The sequence below is a fragment of the Aeromonas sp. 603404 genome (assembly GCF_049171775.1).
Lineage (GTDB): Bacteria > Pseudomonadota > Gammaproteobacteria > Enterobacterales > Aeromonadaceae > Aeromonas > Aeromonas veronii_A.
Genome location: NZ_JAAKPE010000001.1, coordinates 476,974 through 492,891, shown reverse-complemented (window position 1 = coordinate 492,891; position 15,918 = coordinate 476,974). Strand labels below are relative to the sequence as shown.

14 protein-coding genes and 1 other RNA gene are annotated in these 15,918 nt (G+C 58.0%); 6 read left to right on the top strand and 9 right to left on the bottom strand.

Annotation, left to right across the window (positions count from 1 at the left end; genetic code table 11):
* Positions 1-300: 300 nt before the first annotated feature.
* Positions 301-1,716, bottom strand: coding sequence for a GumC family protein (locus G5306_RS02175; protein WP_279496143.1), 1,416 nt, complete (start codon positions 1,714-1,716; stop codon positions 301-303).
* A 157-nt stretch (positions 1,717-1,873) separates the two neighbouring features.
* Here G5306_RS02175 and G5306_RS02170 point away from each other — a divergent pair, with 157 nt between their 5' ends.
* The 3 genes from G5306_RS02170 to G5306_RS02160 are packed head-to-tail and all read left to right on the top strand — an operon-like array spanning position 1,874 to position 4,846.
* Complete coding sequence (locus G5306_RS02170; RefSeq protein ID WP_421312249.1) at positions 1,874-2,989, top strand: glycosyltransferase; 1,116 nt, start codon at positions 1,874-1,876, stop codon at positions 2,987-2,989.
* 31 nt (positions 2,990-3,020) lie between these two features.
* Positions 3,021-4,214, top strand: a complete 1,194-nt coding sequence (locus G5306_RS02165; protein ID WP_421312248.1) for a glycosyltransferase family 2 protein — start codon at positions 3,021-3,023, stop codon at positions 4,212-4,214.
* The gene (locus tag G5306_RS02160; protein WP_005333398.1) at positions 4,211-4,846 is read left to right on the top strand and encodes a sugar transferase; all 636 of its coding nucleotides are present in this window, start codon (positions 4,211-4,213) and stop codon (positions 4,844-4,846) included. The genes G5306_RS02165 and G5306_RS02160 overlap by 4 nt, the downstream gene beginning before the upstream one ends.
* Before the next feature lie 288 nt (positions 4,847-5,134).
* Here the strand turns inward: G5306_RS02160 and G5306_RS02155 are convergent, their stop codons facing one another.
* The 6 genes from G5306_RS02155 to G5306_RS02130 form a co-directional block, all read right to left on the bottom strand.
* A complete protein-coding gene (locus G5306_RS02155; RefSeq protein WP_421312247.1) occupies positions 5,135-6,136 on the bottom strand; it encodes a glycosyltransferase family 4 protein in 1,002 nt (333 codons plus the stop codon).
* Between the two features lie 80 nt (positions 6,137-6,216).
* On the bottom strand, positions 6,217-7,707 hold the full coding sequence (locus G5306_RS02150) for a SpoIIE family protein phosphatase (RefSeq protein ID WP_421312245.1): 1,491 nt from the start codon (positions 7,705-7,707) through the stop codon (positions 6,217-6,219).
* 23 nt (positions 7,708-7,730) lie between these two features.
* A complete protein-coding gene (locus G5306_RS02145; protein ID WP_421264757.1) occupies positions 7,731-8,399 on the bottom strand; it encodes a capsular biosynthesis protein in 669 nt (222 codons plus the stop codon).
* Between the two features lies 1 nt (position 8,400).
* Positions 8,401-10,506, bottom strand: coding sequence for an SLBB domain-containing protein (locus tag G5306_RS02140; protein ID WP_005360128.1), 2,106 nt, complete (start codon positions 10,504-10,506; stop codon positions 8,401-8,403).
* An 18-nt stretch (positions 10,507-10,524) separates the two neighbouring features.
* Entirely contained in the window at positions 10,525-10,941 is a 417-nt protein-coding gene (locus G5306_RS02135) for a hypothetical protein (protein ID WP_139442702.1), read from the bottom strand.
* Positions 10,938-11,288, bottom strand: a complete 351-nt coding sequence (locus G5306_RS02130; protein WP_005333409.1) for an STAS domain-containing protein — start codon at positions 11,286-11,288, stop codon at positions 10,938-10,940. Before G5306_RS02130 ends, G5306_RS02135 begins: the two co-directional genes overlap by 4 nt.
* Before the next feature lie 338 nt (positions 11,289-11,626).
* Here G5306_RS02130 and G5306_RS02125 point away from each other — a divergent pair, with 338 nt between their 5' ends.
* Both G5306_RS02125 and G5306_RS02120 read left to right on the top strand, forming a co-directional pair.
* Complete coding sequence (locus tag G5306_RS02125; protein WP_005351410.1) at positions 11,627-12,118, top strand: molybdopterin-dependent oxidoreductase; 492 nt, start codon at positions 11,627-11,629, stop codon at positions 12,116-12,118.
* Positions 12,119-12,126: 8 nt separating this feature from the next.
* Positions 12,127-13,953, top strand: a complete 1,827-nt coding sequence (locus tag G5306_RS02120; RefSeq protein WP_421312243.1) for an ATP-binding protein — start codon at positions 12,127-12,129, stop codon at positions 13,951-13,953.
* 317 nt (positions 13,954-14,270) lie between these two features.
* Here G5306_RS02120 and ffs read toward each other — a convergent pair.
* Positions 14,271-14,364, bottom strand: an RNA gene (gene ffs, locus G5306_RS02115) — signal recognition particle sRNA small type.
* Between the two features lie 344 nt (positions 14,365-14,708).
* Here ffs and G5306_RS02110 point away from each other — a divergent pair.
* Complete coding sequence (locus tag G5306_RS02110) at positions 14,709-14,978, top strand: hypothetical protein (RefSeq protein WP_421312242.1); 270 nt, start codon at positions 14,709-14,711, stop codon at positions 14,976-14,978.
* Between the two features lie 397 nt (positions 14,979-15,375).
* On the opposite strand, the gene G5306_RS02105 is transcribed toward G5306_RS02110, so the two are convergent.
* On the bottom strand, positions 15,376-15,891 hold the full coding sequence (locus G5306_RS02105; protein WP_421312241.1) for a hypothetical protein: 516 nt from the start codon (positions 15,889-15,891) through the stop codon (positions 15,376-15,378).
* Positions 15,892-15,918: the final 27 nt, after the last annotated feature.

The window sequence follows — 15,918 nt, the reverse complement described above, 5'->3', positions numbered from 1 at the left end:
GCTCTGCCCTACCCTCGTCATCACAACCAATAGATAATATTAAAATCACTGTATTACCAACCAGCATCTGACTTATAAGTCCTTCTTATAGGTCTATTATCAATAGCCTTGCGCCGGTTCCACTTGTATCACTGGATAAAACCTCAGTCAAGAAACGGAAATAGAAAATGGAGCCTATCTCCTCTTTTATGGGGCTTGCCGCGATGTTTACTCCACCATCCGTACAATATAAAAAAGGCCTTATCACAAGGCCTTTTCAGAAATATCCAGATTCAGGCTGGCAGCCCGTTTTTACGGCAATCAACCCGGCTCCGGTGACAAGGGCAATACCTGCCCATCCAGCGCCTGATCACTGTGGGATGGATAGTCCGGTACTGGCTCGCAGTAGGGAATGCGGCTTAGCACCGGCGCCTTGATCAGGGCGGCCAGTTGATCGGAGCGGCGCAGGCTGGCATCCGCCAGTTCGGCCACCAGCGCCAGACCGCAGCCGAGCCCCAGTCCGCCAACAATGCCCGCCAGCAGAAACAGCCAGAGCGGGTAGTTGCTCGGCTTACTGGGGGCAAAGGGTTTGTCGATCACCTTGATCCGCTCCCCCTGCTCGAAGTTGCCCAGATCGCCGGTCACCTTGGCCTTCTCATAGCGCAGCAGCAAATCCTGATAGAGGGTGCGTTTGACCGCCAAATCCCGCTCCAGCTCGGCGAGTTGGCGCTCGGTATCGCCCTGGGAGTCGACCACCTTGTCCAGCCCATCGAGCTGGTTCTTCAGGCCGGCGGCGTTTTGCTCCGCCTCCGTCAGCTGCGTCTGGGCCAGTTGCCACTCGGGCCCGCGCGCCATATCCGGTTGGGATTTGAGCTGCTCGAACTCCTGCTGCAACTGGTCAATCTGATAGCGCAGACTCTGCACCTTGCTGTGCTCGTCGCTGTAGCGGGCCCGCAGCAACACCAGCTCGGTGCGCATCAGTTGCAGCTTCTCATCCAGTTGGCGGGCCAGCTGGCTCTCCTGCCCCAGCGAGAGCTGATCGACCCGGGCCTTGGCCTGCTGCAAGGTGATCAGGCTCTCGGCATAACGCTCCTGCAAACCATAGAGACGGGCGACGTTGGTACTCTGCTGCTGAGGCAAGGCGCTGGCATGCTCCCGTTTAAAATCGGCGAGCAGCTGCTCGGCCGCTTGCAGTTCGCTGCGGCGGCTGTCGAGCTGGCTTTGCAGGAAACGCTCGGACGACTCCGCCGACTGGCGCCCCTTGCTAAGCAGGTTGAAGAAGAAACGCCGCGAAATGGCTTCGAGCAGCCCGGCGCTGTTGGCCGCCGAATCCGCTTTTACCTTTATCTCGATCACCTCATCACCGATCAGCCGCAGCGAGACGGCACTCGAGAGCCAGTCCATAATGGCATCACGCTGGGCTGGCGGGGTCTCGTCATTGACCAGACCGCGATCCCGCGCCACCCCATCCAGTACATAACGGCTGCGCAGCAGGGCTTCGAGCACCGCAAAGCGATCCTTGAGACTCTCCTGAGTGATCAGATCCTTGAGGGTCGGGGTCTGGTTGGCATCTTGCGGCACCATAAAGGTGGTGCGGCTCTCATACTCCTTGGGGGTGAGCAGGCCGACCGTCACGCCCACCAGCGGCATCACCAGTACCGGGATCACCAGCAGATAGCGACGGCGCCAGGCGGCAAAGAGAATGATGTAGAGGTTGTAATAGAACTGGACAGGCATGGCATCACTCCCTGAGAAAAGCGCTCCCCTCGCACGATGCAAAGGCAGTGCCACCAGAGGAGCTGATCGCCTCTGTGGGTAGATCGCAAGAGTGGTACAAGATTCGCATTCTCCCGTTATCCGGGGTGTTACCCCTTCCCTTGCCGGAGCGCGAACCATGTTGTCATCAACCCCGTCGCACAGACCCCATCCCCGCAGAAGCTCCATCGTTCAAATAGTGCAGCACCTGCAGCCCGGCGGGCTGGAGACCATGGTGCTCAACCTCACGCAGGCGAGCCCCGCCGAGCAACCGGTGCATATCATCTCCCTCGAAGGGCACAAAGGGGATGTACTAAGTGCATGGCCCGCCCTGCATCCCTTCGCAGACCATATTCACTGCCTGGAAAAGCCCGCAGGCTGGTCGCTGGCGACCCTCTGGCGGCTCACCCGACTGCTGCGCCAACTCAAGCCCGTCGCAGTACATACCCACCATCTGGGGCCCATGCTCTATGGCTGTCTGGCCAGTCGGCTGGCCCGGGTGCCCACCCTGGTACACACAGAGCACGATGCCTGGTATCTCGATGATCCCCATCAGCGCACGCTGGCCCTGTGGGGGCTACGCGCCTTCAAACCCATTCTGGTGGCCGATGCCACGCCGGTGGCCAACCAGCTGCTGGCCAAGCTGGGCCAGCTTTCGCCAACCGTGATCCCCAACGGCATCGATGAGCTGCGCTTTGCCCCGGGCGCCGCCGCCCTCGCCCGTCAGGAGATGGGATTGCCGCAAGGGGTCAAGTTGATTGGGTGCGCCGCCCGCCTTGAGTCGGTCAAGGGTCACACCTTGCTGCTGGAGGCGATCCGCACCCTGCCACAGGAGGTGCATCTTGCGTTGGCAGGGGTCGGCAGTTTGCAAAATGCGTTGCAACAACAGTGTCAGCAGCTGGGGATCGCCCATCGGGTCCATTTTCTGGGGCTGGTCGAAAACATGCCGCGCTTCTATCAGGGGCTGGATCTCTTCTGCCTCCCCTCGCTGGCGGAAGGGATGCCGCTTTGCGTGCTGGAAGCGCAGGCCTGCGGGGTGCCGGTGGTGATGAGCGACGTGGGGGCGGCCAGAGAGATCGTCTGCCAGGCCAGCGGCCATATCCTGTCGGAGCGGGATCCCGGCCGCCTTGCCCAGCTTCTGGCACAAGGGTTGCTGCAGTGCCATAGCCTGCGTGCCGTCACCCGAGAGTTTGTGTGCCAGCAAAGCAGCTTGAGCCGGATGGCTCAGGCCTATCAGCAGCTTTACAGCCGCTGATCAAGCGACCCGATGACCAGAGGAGCATCCCATGGAATGGATCATGATCGTGTTCTGGCTGTGCACTGTACTGGTGGTCTACCACCATGTCGGCTATCCCCTGCTGCTCAAATTCGGTGGTCGGCAGGCGCGCAAGGTAGCCAATCCACCGCGCCCTCTGGATCGAGGGTTCAAAACAGAGGCCGCCGATGAGGCGCTGCCGACCATCACTTTGCTGATGCCGGTCTACAACGAGGCGGCGACCATCGCGGCCAAGCTGCAAAACCTCGCCAGCCTCGATTACCCCGCCGACAAGCTGTGGGTGCATGTGCATTTCGATGGTTGCAGCGACAACAGCTACCCCATTGCGCTGAGCCAGCTCGGTGATCCCGCCCTGCAGCAGTTGCAGATCAGGCTGTTTGATCACCCCCGCAATCGCGGCAAGGTCGCCGTGCTCAACGAGGCCATGACCCGGGTGCACAGCGATCTGGTAGCCCTCACCGATGTCTCGGCCCTGCTGCCCATCGACAGCCTGCTGCTGGCGGTCGCCCATTTTGCCGATCCCAAGGTAGGGGTGGTCGGGGAAGCGTACCGCTTCTGGCAACCGGGCTCTCAGGGCGAGGAGAGTTACTGGCACTATCAAAGCCAGATCAAGCTCTGCGAGTCGGCCCTTGGCGGCATGCTGGGGGCCCACGGGGCCTTTTACATGATGCGCCGGGAGTGCCTCACCCCGCTGGCTGCCGATACCATCAACGACGATTTCATCCTGCCGATGCAGGCCATCGCCAAGGGGTATCGGGCGGTCTATGACAATCGCTGCGCCGCACTGGAACTGGAAATTTCGGATGCCGCGCTGGAGGCGACACGGCGCAAGCGGATCGGGGCTGGCAACACCCAGCAGCTGCTGCGGTTGCTGCCCCTGCTACACCCCAAGTTCGGCTGGGTTGCCTTCAACTTTGCCAGTGGCAAGGGGCTGCGGGTGTTGATGCCGCTCTGCCTGACCCTGCTGTGGCTCTGCGCCATCCCGCTTGCCACCCAATCCCTGCTGTTTCAGCTGCTGCTGGGGCTGCAACTGCTGGGGTATCTGCTGGTCATCCTGATCCAGCTGACCCCTGTGCACCCCTGGCCCAATCTGTTTCGCAAGATCCACTATCTGGTACTCGGACACTGGTACAACGGCATGGGCACCCTGCGCTACTGCCTGCGCGCCCCCATACGTTTCATGTCACAGGAGAAAGCCGTATGACACACCCCATTCCAAGATTGACCCTGGTGGTCAAACGCAGCATGGATCTGCTCGGTGCCACTCTTGGCCTGCTGCTGACGCTGCCACTGTGGCCGCTGATCATGCTGGCCATCCGGCTCGATAGCCCGGGGCCTGTGTTCTTTCGTCAGCTGCGGATCGGGCGCAGCCATGCCACCCATACTGAGCTCTTTTTCATGATCAAGTTTCGCACCATGCGCGCCGACGCCGAGGCGGCCACCGGGCCGGTCTGGTGTGGCAAGGGGGACAGCCGGATCACCCGCAGCGGCGACTTCCTGCGCAAAACCCGGCTCGATGAGCTGCCGCAGTTTATCAATGTGCTCAAAGGGGAGATGTCGCTGATCGGCCCCCGCCCGGAGCGACCCGGGATCGCCAACCGGCTGGAAGATGCGGTGCCGTACTTTATCGAACGCACCTATGAAGTGGCCCCCGGCATTACCGGTCTGGCACAGGTCAACCAGGGTTACGACGAGTCGCTCGATGATGTGCGCAGCAAGTTGGCGTTCGATCTGGCCTACTCGGTCGCCCTGCTCCACCCCTGGCGCTGGCTGGTGCAGGATGTGCATATCATCGGCAAGACGATCGCCATCATGGTCGGCAAGAAGGGGCGCTAATCCCGCCAATCTCAGCCACATCTCAACCCCATCAGGCCATTGCCACTGCAATGGCCTTTTTTTATGGCGCATCCTTGTGGCAAATCAATGGTGATCACAGAGAAGTCAGCGATCTGATCGCCATCATCTGGCCCCATCCATCCAAAGGCCTGATGCCAGATTAACCAACCGCAGGAACCCAAGCGTTGCGTGATCACAGAAGCAATCCGCCCTCTGCTTCCCATAACACCGGCACATAAAAAACGAGTGGCCAGCAGCCACTCGTTTTGGCGGGTTTCGCTTTGTGATTCAGACGCCGTAGACAGCCAGAATATCGGTCACCCTGTTGTTGACGCTGTACCCTCGGGCGATGGTGTTGCGCGCCGCCTGACTCATTTTGCTGCGCACCACACCATCGCTGCGCAGCCAGTAGTTGACCAGCTCCGCCATATCCCGCACATGGCCGGGCTCCACCAGCCAGCCATTGGATTTATGGTCGATCAGATTGACCAGCCCCCCCACCGCAAAGGTACAAACCGGTATGCCGTGAGCCATCGCCTCCAGGGCCACCAGCGGCAACCCTTCAAAGCGGGAGGTGATGCAGAGCAGGTCGATGTTGTGCCACTCATTGGCCATGTTCTGAAAACCATGAAGCTGGACGCGATCACCATACTGCTGCAACAAGGCGCTTTTCATGGGGCCATCCCCGTAGAGATGAAACGCCCCGTCCGGGCAGAAGGCAGCCAGCTGGCAGAACGCCTCCGGCCCCTTTTCCGGCGAGAGGCGGCCGACAAAGGCAATCCGGTTGCCAGTTACCGTAGCCGGCGTCGCAGGCATGGGGACAAAGTTGCTGATCACCGTGCTTGGCACAGGCAATTTGCGAGCGATGGGCTCGCTTACTGCAATACACTTCGCAAAACGCGCTGTAGTGCGATCCAGCCAGCTGTAAAACTTCAGCAATCCGTCCCCGTCATCCCCGCTGTGAAAGGTCGAGACCACCGATTTACCGGTAAACCAGGCTGTCAGCCGCCCCAGCACCCCGGCCTTGTAGCCGTGGGTGTGGATCAGCACAGAAGCCGGCTGGCGGGCCAGACGGCGCATAAAGTCGCGGCTGTTGTGGCACACCTCGTAGGGCAAGCCCTGTTGTTTGAGCAGGGTCGTAAAGGGGGTCATGCCGTGGTTGCTCACCAGCACTATGGTGGGGCGAAATCCTCTGGCCAGCAGATCGTTGGCCAAGTGGATAATGTGAACTTCTATTCCACCGACCTGACGCGCATCGATGGCCAGCCAGATCTGCTGCATGGGTAACATAAGGCCCTCCTCCCGTGGCTCCATGCCACCTGAAATGAGGCGCTGCATAGAGCGGGCCAGTCAGGCAAAGAGGGGCAGGATCAGGCGCCGGGACAGGCGACCAGCAGGAGGGTCATGTCATCGAGGGCAGCATCATTGATGCGCTCATCAAACCAGCGGGCAATGCGATGAGCCAGTTGCTCAAGACCGGGCCCCGAAGTCAGGCAGATCTCTTTTAGCTGCGACTCCCAGCGCTGGCGCTCTTCTGCGTCACGGCTATCGAGCAGGCCATCGGTACAGAACAGCAGGATCTCGCCGGGCTTGAGCTGACGCTCATTGGTCACGAAGTGGGGATCCGGGCGCAAACCGGGCAAGGGGCCGGTCACGCCGACCTGACGGATGGTACCGGGCCCGACCAGCCAGGGCGCCGGGTGGCCCGCGCTGGCCCACTGCACCCGCCCCTCGTTGCCGAGCTCAATGCAGAGGGTGGTGAGCAGGGTAGCCCCAAGGAGCGGATCACTGTGAACCGCATTGGACAAGATGGTCAGCAAACGGGCGGGGGCGCGCTCCAGATCGTGCGCCGTCAGCAAGCCACGCAGATAACCGGCATAGGCATGGGCAAAGAACTTGGCTTCAGCATCGTGGCCCATCACATCCCCGAGCCACAACACCCGATCCTTGACCAGCAGAAAGTCCCCGCCCCCCACGGTGGCCGCGCGTGTTTGCAACGCCAGCTGGTATCCCCCTATGGAGGTGGCGGGCAATAACGGGCGCAGCGCCGAGGTCATGCGCTGATCCAGCTGCTCGCCCCATTGTGATTTGAGCTGCTGCGAGCGTTGCAGCACCCGCGAAACCGCCAGCAACAGGTCCTGCTTGGTGATGGGTTTGACCAGAAAGTCATCGATCCCCAGCGCCCCTGCCCGACTCTGGGTCCACTGATCCTGATGACCGGTCAGGAAGATAAAGGGCACCCCTTTCATCTTGGGATCCTTCATCAACTGCTGGCGCAGCCCAAAGCCATCGATCCCCTCCATCTCGATATCGGAGAGCACCAGCGCGGGGGGCTGCTTTCCGAGCGCCAGCAGGGCGGCATGGGAGTCGGCATAACTTTCAACCCGGTAGTGCTCATGGAGATAGGCGGTGAGCAGGGCACGCATCACCTTGTCATCGTCGATCACCGCGAGCACCGGCAGCTGGTTGACCGGGCCCTGCTGGCGAAGGGTCACGCGATTGCGCTCACCGTCGCGACAGAAGTGCACCTCGGCAAACAGCTGGTGCACCAGCGCCAGCCCGTATCCCCCCTCCTGCAGCTCATCGGGCAAGGGGGCACTGGCAAGACCGGGTTGTGGGCCGCCATCATCCTCCAGTATCAAACTCAAGCCCGTTTCATCCTCTTTCAGCGTGAGCCAGAGCCGGGTCGCAGGAGGCGCTGTGTGCTTGACGCTATTGGTGGCTAGCTCACTGAAACAAAGCAGCCAGTTGGCTTGATCCTTTGGGGAAACCTGAAACAGGGAGAGTCCCTGCGCCAGCCGGTTGCGCAGTTCGCGTACCGCCTGCAGGGTTGCCGGAGCAGATCGCAACCAGTCATCCATATCGGGCCTCCATCAGCGGGCGATCAGATCCGGAAATTGAGCAAGGCACTGCGCCGACACCAGCGCTTGAGCCATTCGGTCACCCGGTTACTGGGCAGCCGGTTGAGTTCGCGCAGGATCTCGCTGGCCAGCCCCGGGTTGAGTTTGTCGTTATAGACAGCGCCAACCAGATTGGCCTCGGCACGGGTCAGTTTATCCACCGCACTTTGTACCACGGTCGTCGGGGTCACCCCCGCCAGCACCACCAGCAGTGCCCCTTCACAGGCCCCACACACCTGATCGGCCGGAATGTTACCCCGATTGAGGGCAGTGAGCGGCGAGGTATCGAAGATCACCACATCGTAATGTTCCAGCCAGCGAACCAGCAATTGGCGCAAGGTATCCTTGTTGCGAAAGGCCATCAGATCCTTACCCGGCGCCGGGAGCAGCGACAAGGAGCGGCCATTGGCCACAGGCTCGGGCACATCATTGGGCCCCCAGGCAACCGCCGGGGCGCGGCCGGGGTGATAGAGATTGAGATCCACCAGCAGGGTGCGCAGCCCATCCGCTTCCGAGCGCCTTGCCAGCGCATCGCAGATGGAGCTCACCCCCTCTCCCCCTTCCGACGAGGTGACCGCCAGCGAGCGGATCCCCCGGGCGACCGTCGCCGCATAGAGGGATTCGAGCTCCAGATATTGAATGGGGATGCTCATATCAAAGCGTTCCGACCAGGGCCACCACCGAGATCGTGGTCAAAATGTCGCGCATACCATCCATGAAGATGGCCCAGTTGCTGCTTTTGCTATCAGGGATAAAGACGGTGTCCCCTGCGCGCAGCACCGGTAACTGGCTAAAGTCGGGCTCTTTGGCAAAGCCGTCGAGATCGAAGCTGCGGGCCTGATCCCCCTGACCACTGGTGGCCATGTTGATCACCACAATCTTCTTGATATAGGCGCTGCTGGTCGGGCCCCCCGCCTCGGCCAGCAGATCCAGCAGGGTCATGGAGGAGTCAAAACGGTAGCGACCGGGGCGGGCTATCGCTCCCAACACCCGAATGGTGTTCTCCTTCGGCTCATCGAGCCAGGGGCGATTCTTCTCCGGCAGGTAGATGGAGTCGCCGGGCAGCACCTTGGGCAGCAAGGTTTCATCGCCGGTTTCAAAGTAGAGAGCAAGGTCGAGCTTGCTGACCCGCGCAGTGCTGCCACTGCGATGGGCGATGCGCACATTGCGCAGATCCGCCGCCGCAGTCGGACCATCGGCGGCCGACAGGATGTCGATAAAGCCCATCTGCTCATTGAACGCATAGCGACCGGGGGCCCCGACCTGACCGAAGATATAGATGGAGCTATCCGGTGACTGGCGCACCCACTGGGACTTGTTGTCACTGGGATCGGTGGGCAGCTCGGGGATCATGATGGTGAATCCGGCCCGGATCTTCGGCAGGCTGGCGAGCGCCCCCCCCTGATGGAGGAACTTGTCGAGATCAAACAGGGTTGGCGTGGCCTGCCCCCCTTCGGCGGTCAGGATCTGCACCTTGGCGATATCGGCTCGCTCGTTGGGGCCACCGGCGTGGGCGATCAGATCCAGCAACGACATCTCGTCAGACCATTCATAGCGGCCCGGGATCCGCACCGCCCCCATCACCATCACCGCCCGCCCGGGTGCCACCTTCAACCAGGACTTCTCGTTGATATCGGTTTTTTCCGGCACAAAAATGGCATCACCGGGTTTGACTTGGGGAAGCGCCTTTTGCATCCCTTCGGTATAGGCCTGCAAGTCGATGGGTTCGATCGTGCCATCGGTGCGCAGCAAACGGATCTGGCGACTCTCGGCATAGCGGGTCGGGCCACCGGCATTGGCCAGAATATCGAGGAAGGAGTCCCCTTCCCGCCCCTCATAGGCGCCGGGTTTGAACACCTCGCCCATGATGTAGATGGTGCGTGCCCCCCGTTTTATCTGCTCTTCATCCTTGGGCACGAAGATGGTGGCGCCCGGCGCCAGATTGGGCAGCAGCTTGTTGTTGCCGGAGTCGAGATAGGCTTTGAGATCGAACAGCTCGGGGGCATCACCATTGATCACCCGGATCCGCTCCACTCCGGCAAAACGGGTCACCCCACCAGCTCGCATCAGCAGATCCACGATGGAGTTGCCACTCTTGAAGCTGAAGGCGCCGGGGCTGTTGACCTCGCCAAACACCTTGATCGCCTTGCCGGTATCGCCATCCCCGCCTGCCGCCAGGGTCGCCGCATCAAAATCGATCTGCACGTTGCCGATCAGCGGAGAAGCAGGTACGAACACCACATCAAGGGATTGCAATGGCGGCAACACGCTGGCATCGCCGGTATCGAGATAACGCTTGTAGTCGAAGCTCGATACCGTGCTGCCGCGCCGCACCTGCATATTGTTGAGCTGGGCACCGGGCACCAGACCGCCAGCGGCATCGAGTGCCATCTGCACGTTGCCATCAGGCGCCAGATCATAACTGCCGGGTTTCTTGACATAGCCCATCACGCTGATCAGCAGCCGCTTCTCCAGCAAGGTGACGGTCAATTGAGAGAGGTTGTTGTAAACAGGTTTGAGGGCGGTGCGGATCAGCTCATCCGCCTGTTGCAGGGTCTTCCCCCCCACCACTACGTTTCCAACTTCAGGCAGTGCAATTTCCCCCTGCTTGTTGATCTGGAAAGGCTGATCAAAAGCAGGCTCACCGGGTTGCACTATGGCCAACCGATCACCGGGAGCCAACAAGGTGGAGGCCAGTAACGGGCAGGTGAACAACAGCAAGAGAACACAGATCAATCCTTCGAGAGCGCCCCGTTTCATAGACATCCTTTTCGTCTGTTACGTCTGCCCCCATTGGCGTAAGGGGAGCCCTGACCAATCAGCACGACAGCCATCCGCTGTTGTCTGTTGCAGCCGCAAACGTACTTGTTGTAGTGATTGTGCCAACACGGTCTGACGCCAGGCTACATCCGACCAGAGCCGTCCGTGCATATCCCGTTCGATATCAATACGTTGAGATTGTAGTCGTTTCAACTCGGCAGGCATACACCCCTGCAGACTCGCTTGCTTTAATTCCGTCAGCTGCAAGTCGAGTTCCTTCTGACGCTCATCATAACGAGACCAGACCCGCCGTTCATCCTCATTGACCGGAATACGGGTGGGTCTTGCCTCGGCCATGCCACCATATCCCTCCGGCGGCCACTGCGCACAACCCGACAGCAGAATGGACGAGAGCAGGATACCAACCCGTTTCATGATGCAGCGGCCATCATGCCACGGGAACGCATATAGGCCTTGATGCTCTCATGGCAGGGGATCACCCGGTCGATATGCAGCATCTCCAGCAGGTCATGAGGTTGACCGGGTCCACAGACAAGGGCCATCTGATGCCCGTTCATAATCAATCTTTTATAGAGAAATACCAAGGCTCCGATCCCCGACGAGTCGATAAAATGAACATCGCTGATATCGGCTAGGATATCTCCCGGGTGGGTCGAGAGGGTTTCAAACAACGGGCGGAGCTCACTGACGGCCATCGCGTCAAACTCGTTTTCCAGTACCACTACCTGGATATCATTAAGGGTGTAAGTCATGCTTTCCATCGCTAGCTCCTTGTCGATTCTCAGACTATTTGCTGTCACGGCATTCAGCACGTTGCAAATGTTATGCCGGGCAGTGCCACGGCTCTTGTTATCCAAATGATACTCTTTGCGCCTTATTCGCCGACACCCACTCCTCGTTTTGATTGCCAAATTGCAATTGACCTCCCCCGCACGTTGCAAACTGCAATTCACCTGGGTCGAGATCGCCCGATAACAGGCTAAATGGCTGATAATTCAAGCCCATTAGACTGGGCCCGATTATTGCTTACCTTTGCACACAGCTCACAAGCCACCGTTGGCTCGGCCTCCATGCCGCCATATTCCAGGAAGGAGAGATCATGAAAGCAGGCCTTTACATCGCACCACTGTTGGCAGCCCTTTGCGGCACCGCATACGCAGCCCCCTCCCCTGACAGCGCCGTGTTGAAGGTTGAAGGCGCCATCAGCAGCCCCACTCATCAGGCTCTTGCCCTGTGGGACAGCGCCATGCTGGATCAACTGCCGGTACACGAAATCAAAACCCATACCCCCTGGTATGACGAAGCCAAAACCTTTCGCGGCCCGCTGCTGCAAGATGTATTGGCCAAGGTCGGGGCAACCGGCAAACAGCTCACCATTACCGCGCTCAATGACTACTCGGTACAGGTGCCGACAAGCGATGCCGAGCAGTATCGGGTCATCCTCGCCCGCACGATCAATGGCAAGCCACTGTCGGTGCGTGACAAAGGGCCGCTGTTCCTTGTCTATCCGTTCGATCAATATCCCGAACTGCAAAACAAGCTCTATTACGGTCGGGCTATCTGGCAGATCAGCGCGATAAAAGTGGAGTAAATCCCATCATGCGTTCCATGGCGGCCAGTCAACGTTTCTTGTTTGTGGTGCTCTGCGTGCTGCTCCTTGCCTTTGCCGGTATTGGCACCATCCAGTACCGGCAATTTCAGGATCTGCAGCGCAGTACCAGCCAGGGCGAAGACAACGTGATGTGGAACTATTTCCAGCTCTATAACGAAGCGCTGCGTTTTCAAAGCTCGCTGCTCCATGAGCCGCAACCGACCTTCCAGCTCAGATACGATATTCTGGTCAGTCGCATGGATCTGGTGCTGGAGAGCAAGGATCGCAGCCTGCTTCAGCAAACCGAGATCTACCAGCAGGCAAGCAAAGCCATTCGCTCCTACATCTCTCTGGCGGATATCTGGCTCGGCCCGGAAGCCACCAAGCCGCTGGACAATCTTGCCCATCAGGAGCTGCGCCAACAGCTTGCCTCCCTGCTTCCCCTGCTCCATCAGCTGACTCTGGAGGTGAACCAGCAGGCGACCCTGTTTGATGTGGCACGCCGCGACAGCGTGAGGGAGCAGATCATCACGACGACACTCATTGCGACCCTGCAATTTGCGCTGCTCTTTGTGCTCGCCCTGCTGATCTGGCGACAAATGAATATCTCGTTTCTGCAACACAAACTGATGCAGCAGCTCAATGACAAACTGCTGCGGGCAAATCAGGCGGCAGAGGCAGGCACCAGGGCCAAAAGCAGCTTTTTGGCCAACATGAGCCATGAAATTCGCACACCCATGAATGGCATTCTCGGCATGCTCTCACTGCTGGCCGACCGGGATATGGACCCGAGGGAGCGAGACTATCTGGAGACAGCGCGCGAATCGGCAAACCATCTGCTCGGTCTGCTCAACGACATTCTGGATGTATCCAAGCTGGAAGAGGGCAAGATCGAGCTGCAACTGGCCCCCCATCACTTGCCCCAGCTGCTGGAGGATATCCGGGCCCTGATGCAGAGCAACTGCGATGCAAAAGGGATCAAGCTGACCCTGGCTGTTGCCCCCGATACACCGGAGTGGTTGATGATCGACCCGCTGAGGGTGCGCCAGATCCTCTTCAACCTGGTGAGCAATGCCATCAAGTTCACCCATCAGGGGGAAGTAAAGATCCATGTTGATAGCACCCTGTTGGAGCAGGATCGCCACTCGATACGCATCTCGATCCAGGACACCGGGATCGGCATGAGCAAAAGTCAGCTAAAGAACCTGTTTCAACGTTTCGCCCAGGCGGATGTCTCGATCACCCGCCAATATGGCGGATCGGGCCTGGGACTTGAAATATCCCGTAACCTCGCACGCCTGATGGGCGGCGATATCTCGGTAGAGAGCAGCGAGGGACATGGCAGTACTTTTACCTATATCTGGCCCGCCAGAGCCACGACCCCCTCGATTGTTTGCCTGCCGTCCAAGCCGCTGGATCAGGAGAGCTATCGCATCTTGCTGGTTGATGACAATGCCACCAACCGCAAGGTGATCGGCGCCATGCTCGACTCCGTGGGCCATCAGGTCACACTGGCCGTTCAGGGAGAAGAGGCGCTGGAGAAACTGGGTCACACCAAATTTGATCTGGTGTTGATGGATGTCCAGATGCCAGTGATGGATGGCCTAGTGGCCACCACCCGGATCCGCACCTCCCAGATGCCTTGGGCAGATATCCCCATCATCGCCCTGACGGCGGATGCGATGCCGGAATCCAAGCAATACTATCTCTCCCATGGCATGAACGGGTATATCACCAAGCCCATCAATAAAGAGACGCTGCTAAGCGAGATAAACAGACATATTTCCCATGGTCGGCTCAAATACAACGCAGCCATGCGTGTCACCAAACAATAAAACCTTGGATGCCGGGCTACTGATTGCTCATGTGGGGCAACATTGACCTCTGCAGGCAACTGAATGGGCTTGGGTCTGGAACCCACGCAGGCAAGCCGCTTCGCAACAGCTGCACGGGCCGTCAGCTTGTCTCGGGTATGCAGGGATTTGTTGATCTCTTTACGACGACCACAGGGGAGCGTGGTGACTTTCCGGTAATACCAGATGCCGTGGGGACTGAGCCAGAGATTCATCGATGAGCTCCTCGTCGTCCACACAAAGTGGATGACCAAGGGCGTTAGGAAGCTAACTTATTGAATTGCAGAAACAAGTGGTGGCCCTACCAGCCACATCCCGGCACTCGAGTCCCCCGCCTTGGCTGCTACCTTCCGGTCCTGACCAGGTCGACGGGTTATCAATGCGAGCCCAAATAAATCAGGCACTTAGGGATGACGTGGTTGCCATCAACAAGATTTCTAAAGTCAAAACTTAACAACTAACCCGACCAAGGTAATCCACATGAAGTGGAGTAGCTATAGGGGCAATTGAGGAGTCCATGATAACTGCCCTCCCCTAATGCTTCAAGCCAATGAAGAACAGACGGAGTAAACCAACGTAAAATAGCTCCGCAGGTAAAGAAAAGCGGGTAATAGAAGCTCACTGGAAATCCAGTAGTTGGCCTTTGGCTCTGGTATCTAAGGGATGTTGTGAAGAGGATCAAGTAACGATGAGAGAGCATTCAGCATAATAAGCTCCATAGTGAATCGGAGACTTTTATGCGTATTTTAAGTGCTAGCTTATTTTCCCTTCTTGTCGTGTTTGGACTGCCTATTGCTGCCGCATCTGAAGATTCAGAAGAGTGCATTCAAGCAAGACAAGAGGCTGAGAGTGCGGCTGACGTTCTTGCAACAGCAGCGAGCTCATTACATTCATGCGCAACAAATCTGGATCTTGAAGATGACTGTTCGTATGAGATGAGTAATGCGCAAAGTGCACATTCTGATTATGAATCTAGTGTTGCTGATGTCAGTAGTTACTGTGAATAACTTACCATTCTTAGAGACACCTGCATTCCAAACAAATACTGTTCAATAAATAGCCATAAAAACTCGTTCCAGCTCAGACCAACTTGGCATTTCCCCAGCTTGTACAGATCTGGTCTTCATTAGACCTCCCTCTATTCCAGCAGGAATGGGGAGATCCCCAAAGTATGGAGATCACCGAGTTTGAGGGTGCTGATAGGTATCTTATAGATAAGATTATTGGGATAGTCTTTATTCGTAATCATCACTAGCCAGAACTGTCATTAATTCCCAATGAGAAAATGATGTCAGATCTGATAGAAGGTCTGGTAGAAAATACTTTTTTGATAATCATCCCAGACCAAGAACGACGGGTTCAGACTATCCCTGTAGATAATGTCAGGCTCTCCTCAACTCAAGCCTATGCTGCCTGACACTCCGACCAGACCGAAGAGTGATCTGACGGATTACTAAATAATGTCAGACTATTTCCAGTTGACCCCCTCCCGATTTGTTCCCCAAGTTCTAGCTTGGCGAGGTAGTAGTCGATTGATTTACTCGCACTAATAGCAGCATTGGCTAGCTGACTCACGTATTGCTTGCTGACAGTGTCTGCCATTCGAGACTCGAGGAACGCCTTCACATTGGCATTGGTCAGCGTGGGGAAAGCCATGAGTAGCTTGATGATGAGTGTTGTATTTAATGGTTTTCCTGTGTATTTCTCGGAATTGTTCAACCTTGCAGCTCCGACAATCACATCATTACACCAGCTTGGCAACTCGTAGATAGACGGGACTTTAAAAGGTAGCAGCAACCCATCTTCCAACGGGAGAGAAGTGCTATAGCGGTAAAGCCATTGGCGGACAAAGCGATTATCATGGGTAAATGCTGGACGGCCACGCTTAGGGGTAGCGATGGAATTAGTCAGTTCGGTCATTCAGTTTTCTCTGGTCTGGTTGGTTTA

What these genes read in the sequence shown, in the direction of transcription:
- G5306_RS02140 (WP_005360128.1), bottom strand. Translation starts at nt 10,506, where the DNA reads ATGAAACGGGGCGCTCTCGAAGGATTGATCTGTGTTCTCTTGCTGTTG.
- G5306_RS02120 (WP_421312243.1), top strand. Translation starts at nt 12,127, where the DNA reads ATGCGTTCCATGGCGGCCAGTCAACGTTTCTTGTTTGTGGTGCTCTGC.
- G5306_RS02175 (WP_279496143.1), bottom strand. Translation starts at nt 1,716, where the DNA reads ATGCCTGTCCAGTTCTATTACAACCTCTACATCATTCTCTTTGCCGCC.
- G5306_RS02130 (WP_005333409.1), bottom strand. Translation starts at nt 11,288, where the DNA reads ATGGAAAGCATGACTTACACCCTTAATGATATCCAGGTAGTGGTACTG.
- G5306_RS02125 (WP_005351410.1), top strand. Translation starts at nt 11,627, where the DNA reads ATGAAAGCAGGCCTTTACATCGCACCACTGTTGGCAGCCCTTTGCGGC.
- G5306_RS02135 (WP_139442702.1), bottom strand. Translation starts at nt 10,941, where the DNA reads ATGAAACGGGTTGGTATCCTGCTCTCGTCCATTCTGCTGTCGGGTTGT.
- G5306_RS02105 (WP_421312241.1), bottom strand. Translation starts at nt 15,891, where the DNA reads ATGACCGAACTGACTAATTCCATCGCTACCCCTAAGCGTGGCCGTCCA.
- G5306_RS02145 (WP_421264757.1), bottom strand. Translation starts at nt 8,399, where the DNA reads ATGAGCATCCCCATTCAATATCTGGAGCTCGAATCCCTCTATGCGGCG.
- G5306_RS02170 (WP_421312249.1), top strand. Translation starts at nt 1,874, where the DNA reads ATGTTGTCATCAACCCCGTCGCACAGACCCCATCCCCGCAGAAGCTCC.
- G5306_RS02155 (WP_421312247.1), bottom strand. Translation starts at nt 6,136, where the DNA reads ATGTTACCCATGCAGCAGATCTGGCTGGCCATCGATGCGCGTCAGGTC.
- G5306_RS02150 (WP_421312245.1), bottom strand. Translation starts at nt 7,707, where the DNA reads ATGGATGACTGGTTGCGATCTGCTCCGGCAACCCTGCAGGCGGTACGC.
- G5306_RS02110 (WP_421312242.1), top strand. Translation starts at nt 14,709, where the DNA reads ATGCGTATTTTAAGTGCTAGCTTATTTTCCCTTCTTGTCGTGTTTGGA.
- G5306_RS02160 (WP_005333398.1), top strand. Translation starts at nt 4,211, where the DNA reads ATGACACACCCCATTCCAAGATTGACCCTGGTGGTCAAACGCAGCATG.
- G5306_RS02165 (WP_421312248.1), top strand. Translation starts at nt 3,021, where the DNA reads ATGGAATGGATCATGATCGTGTTCTGGCTGTGCACTGTACTGGTGGTC.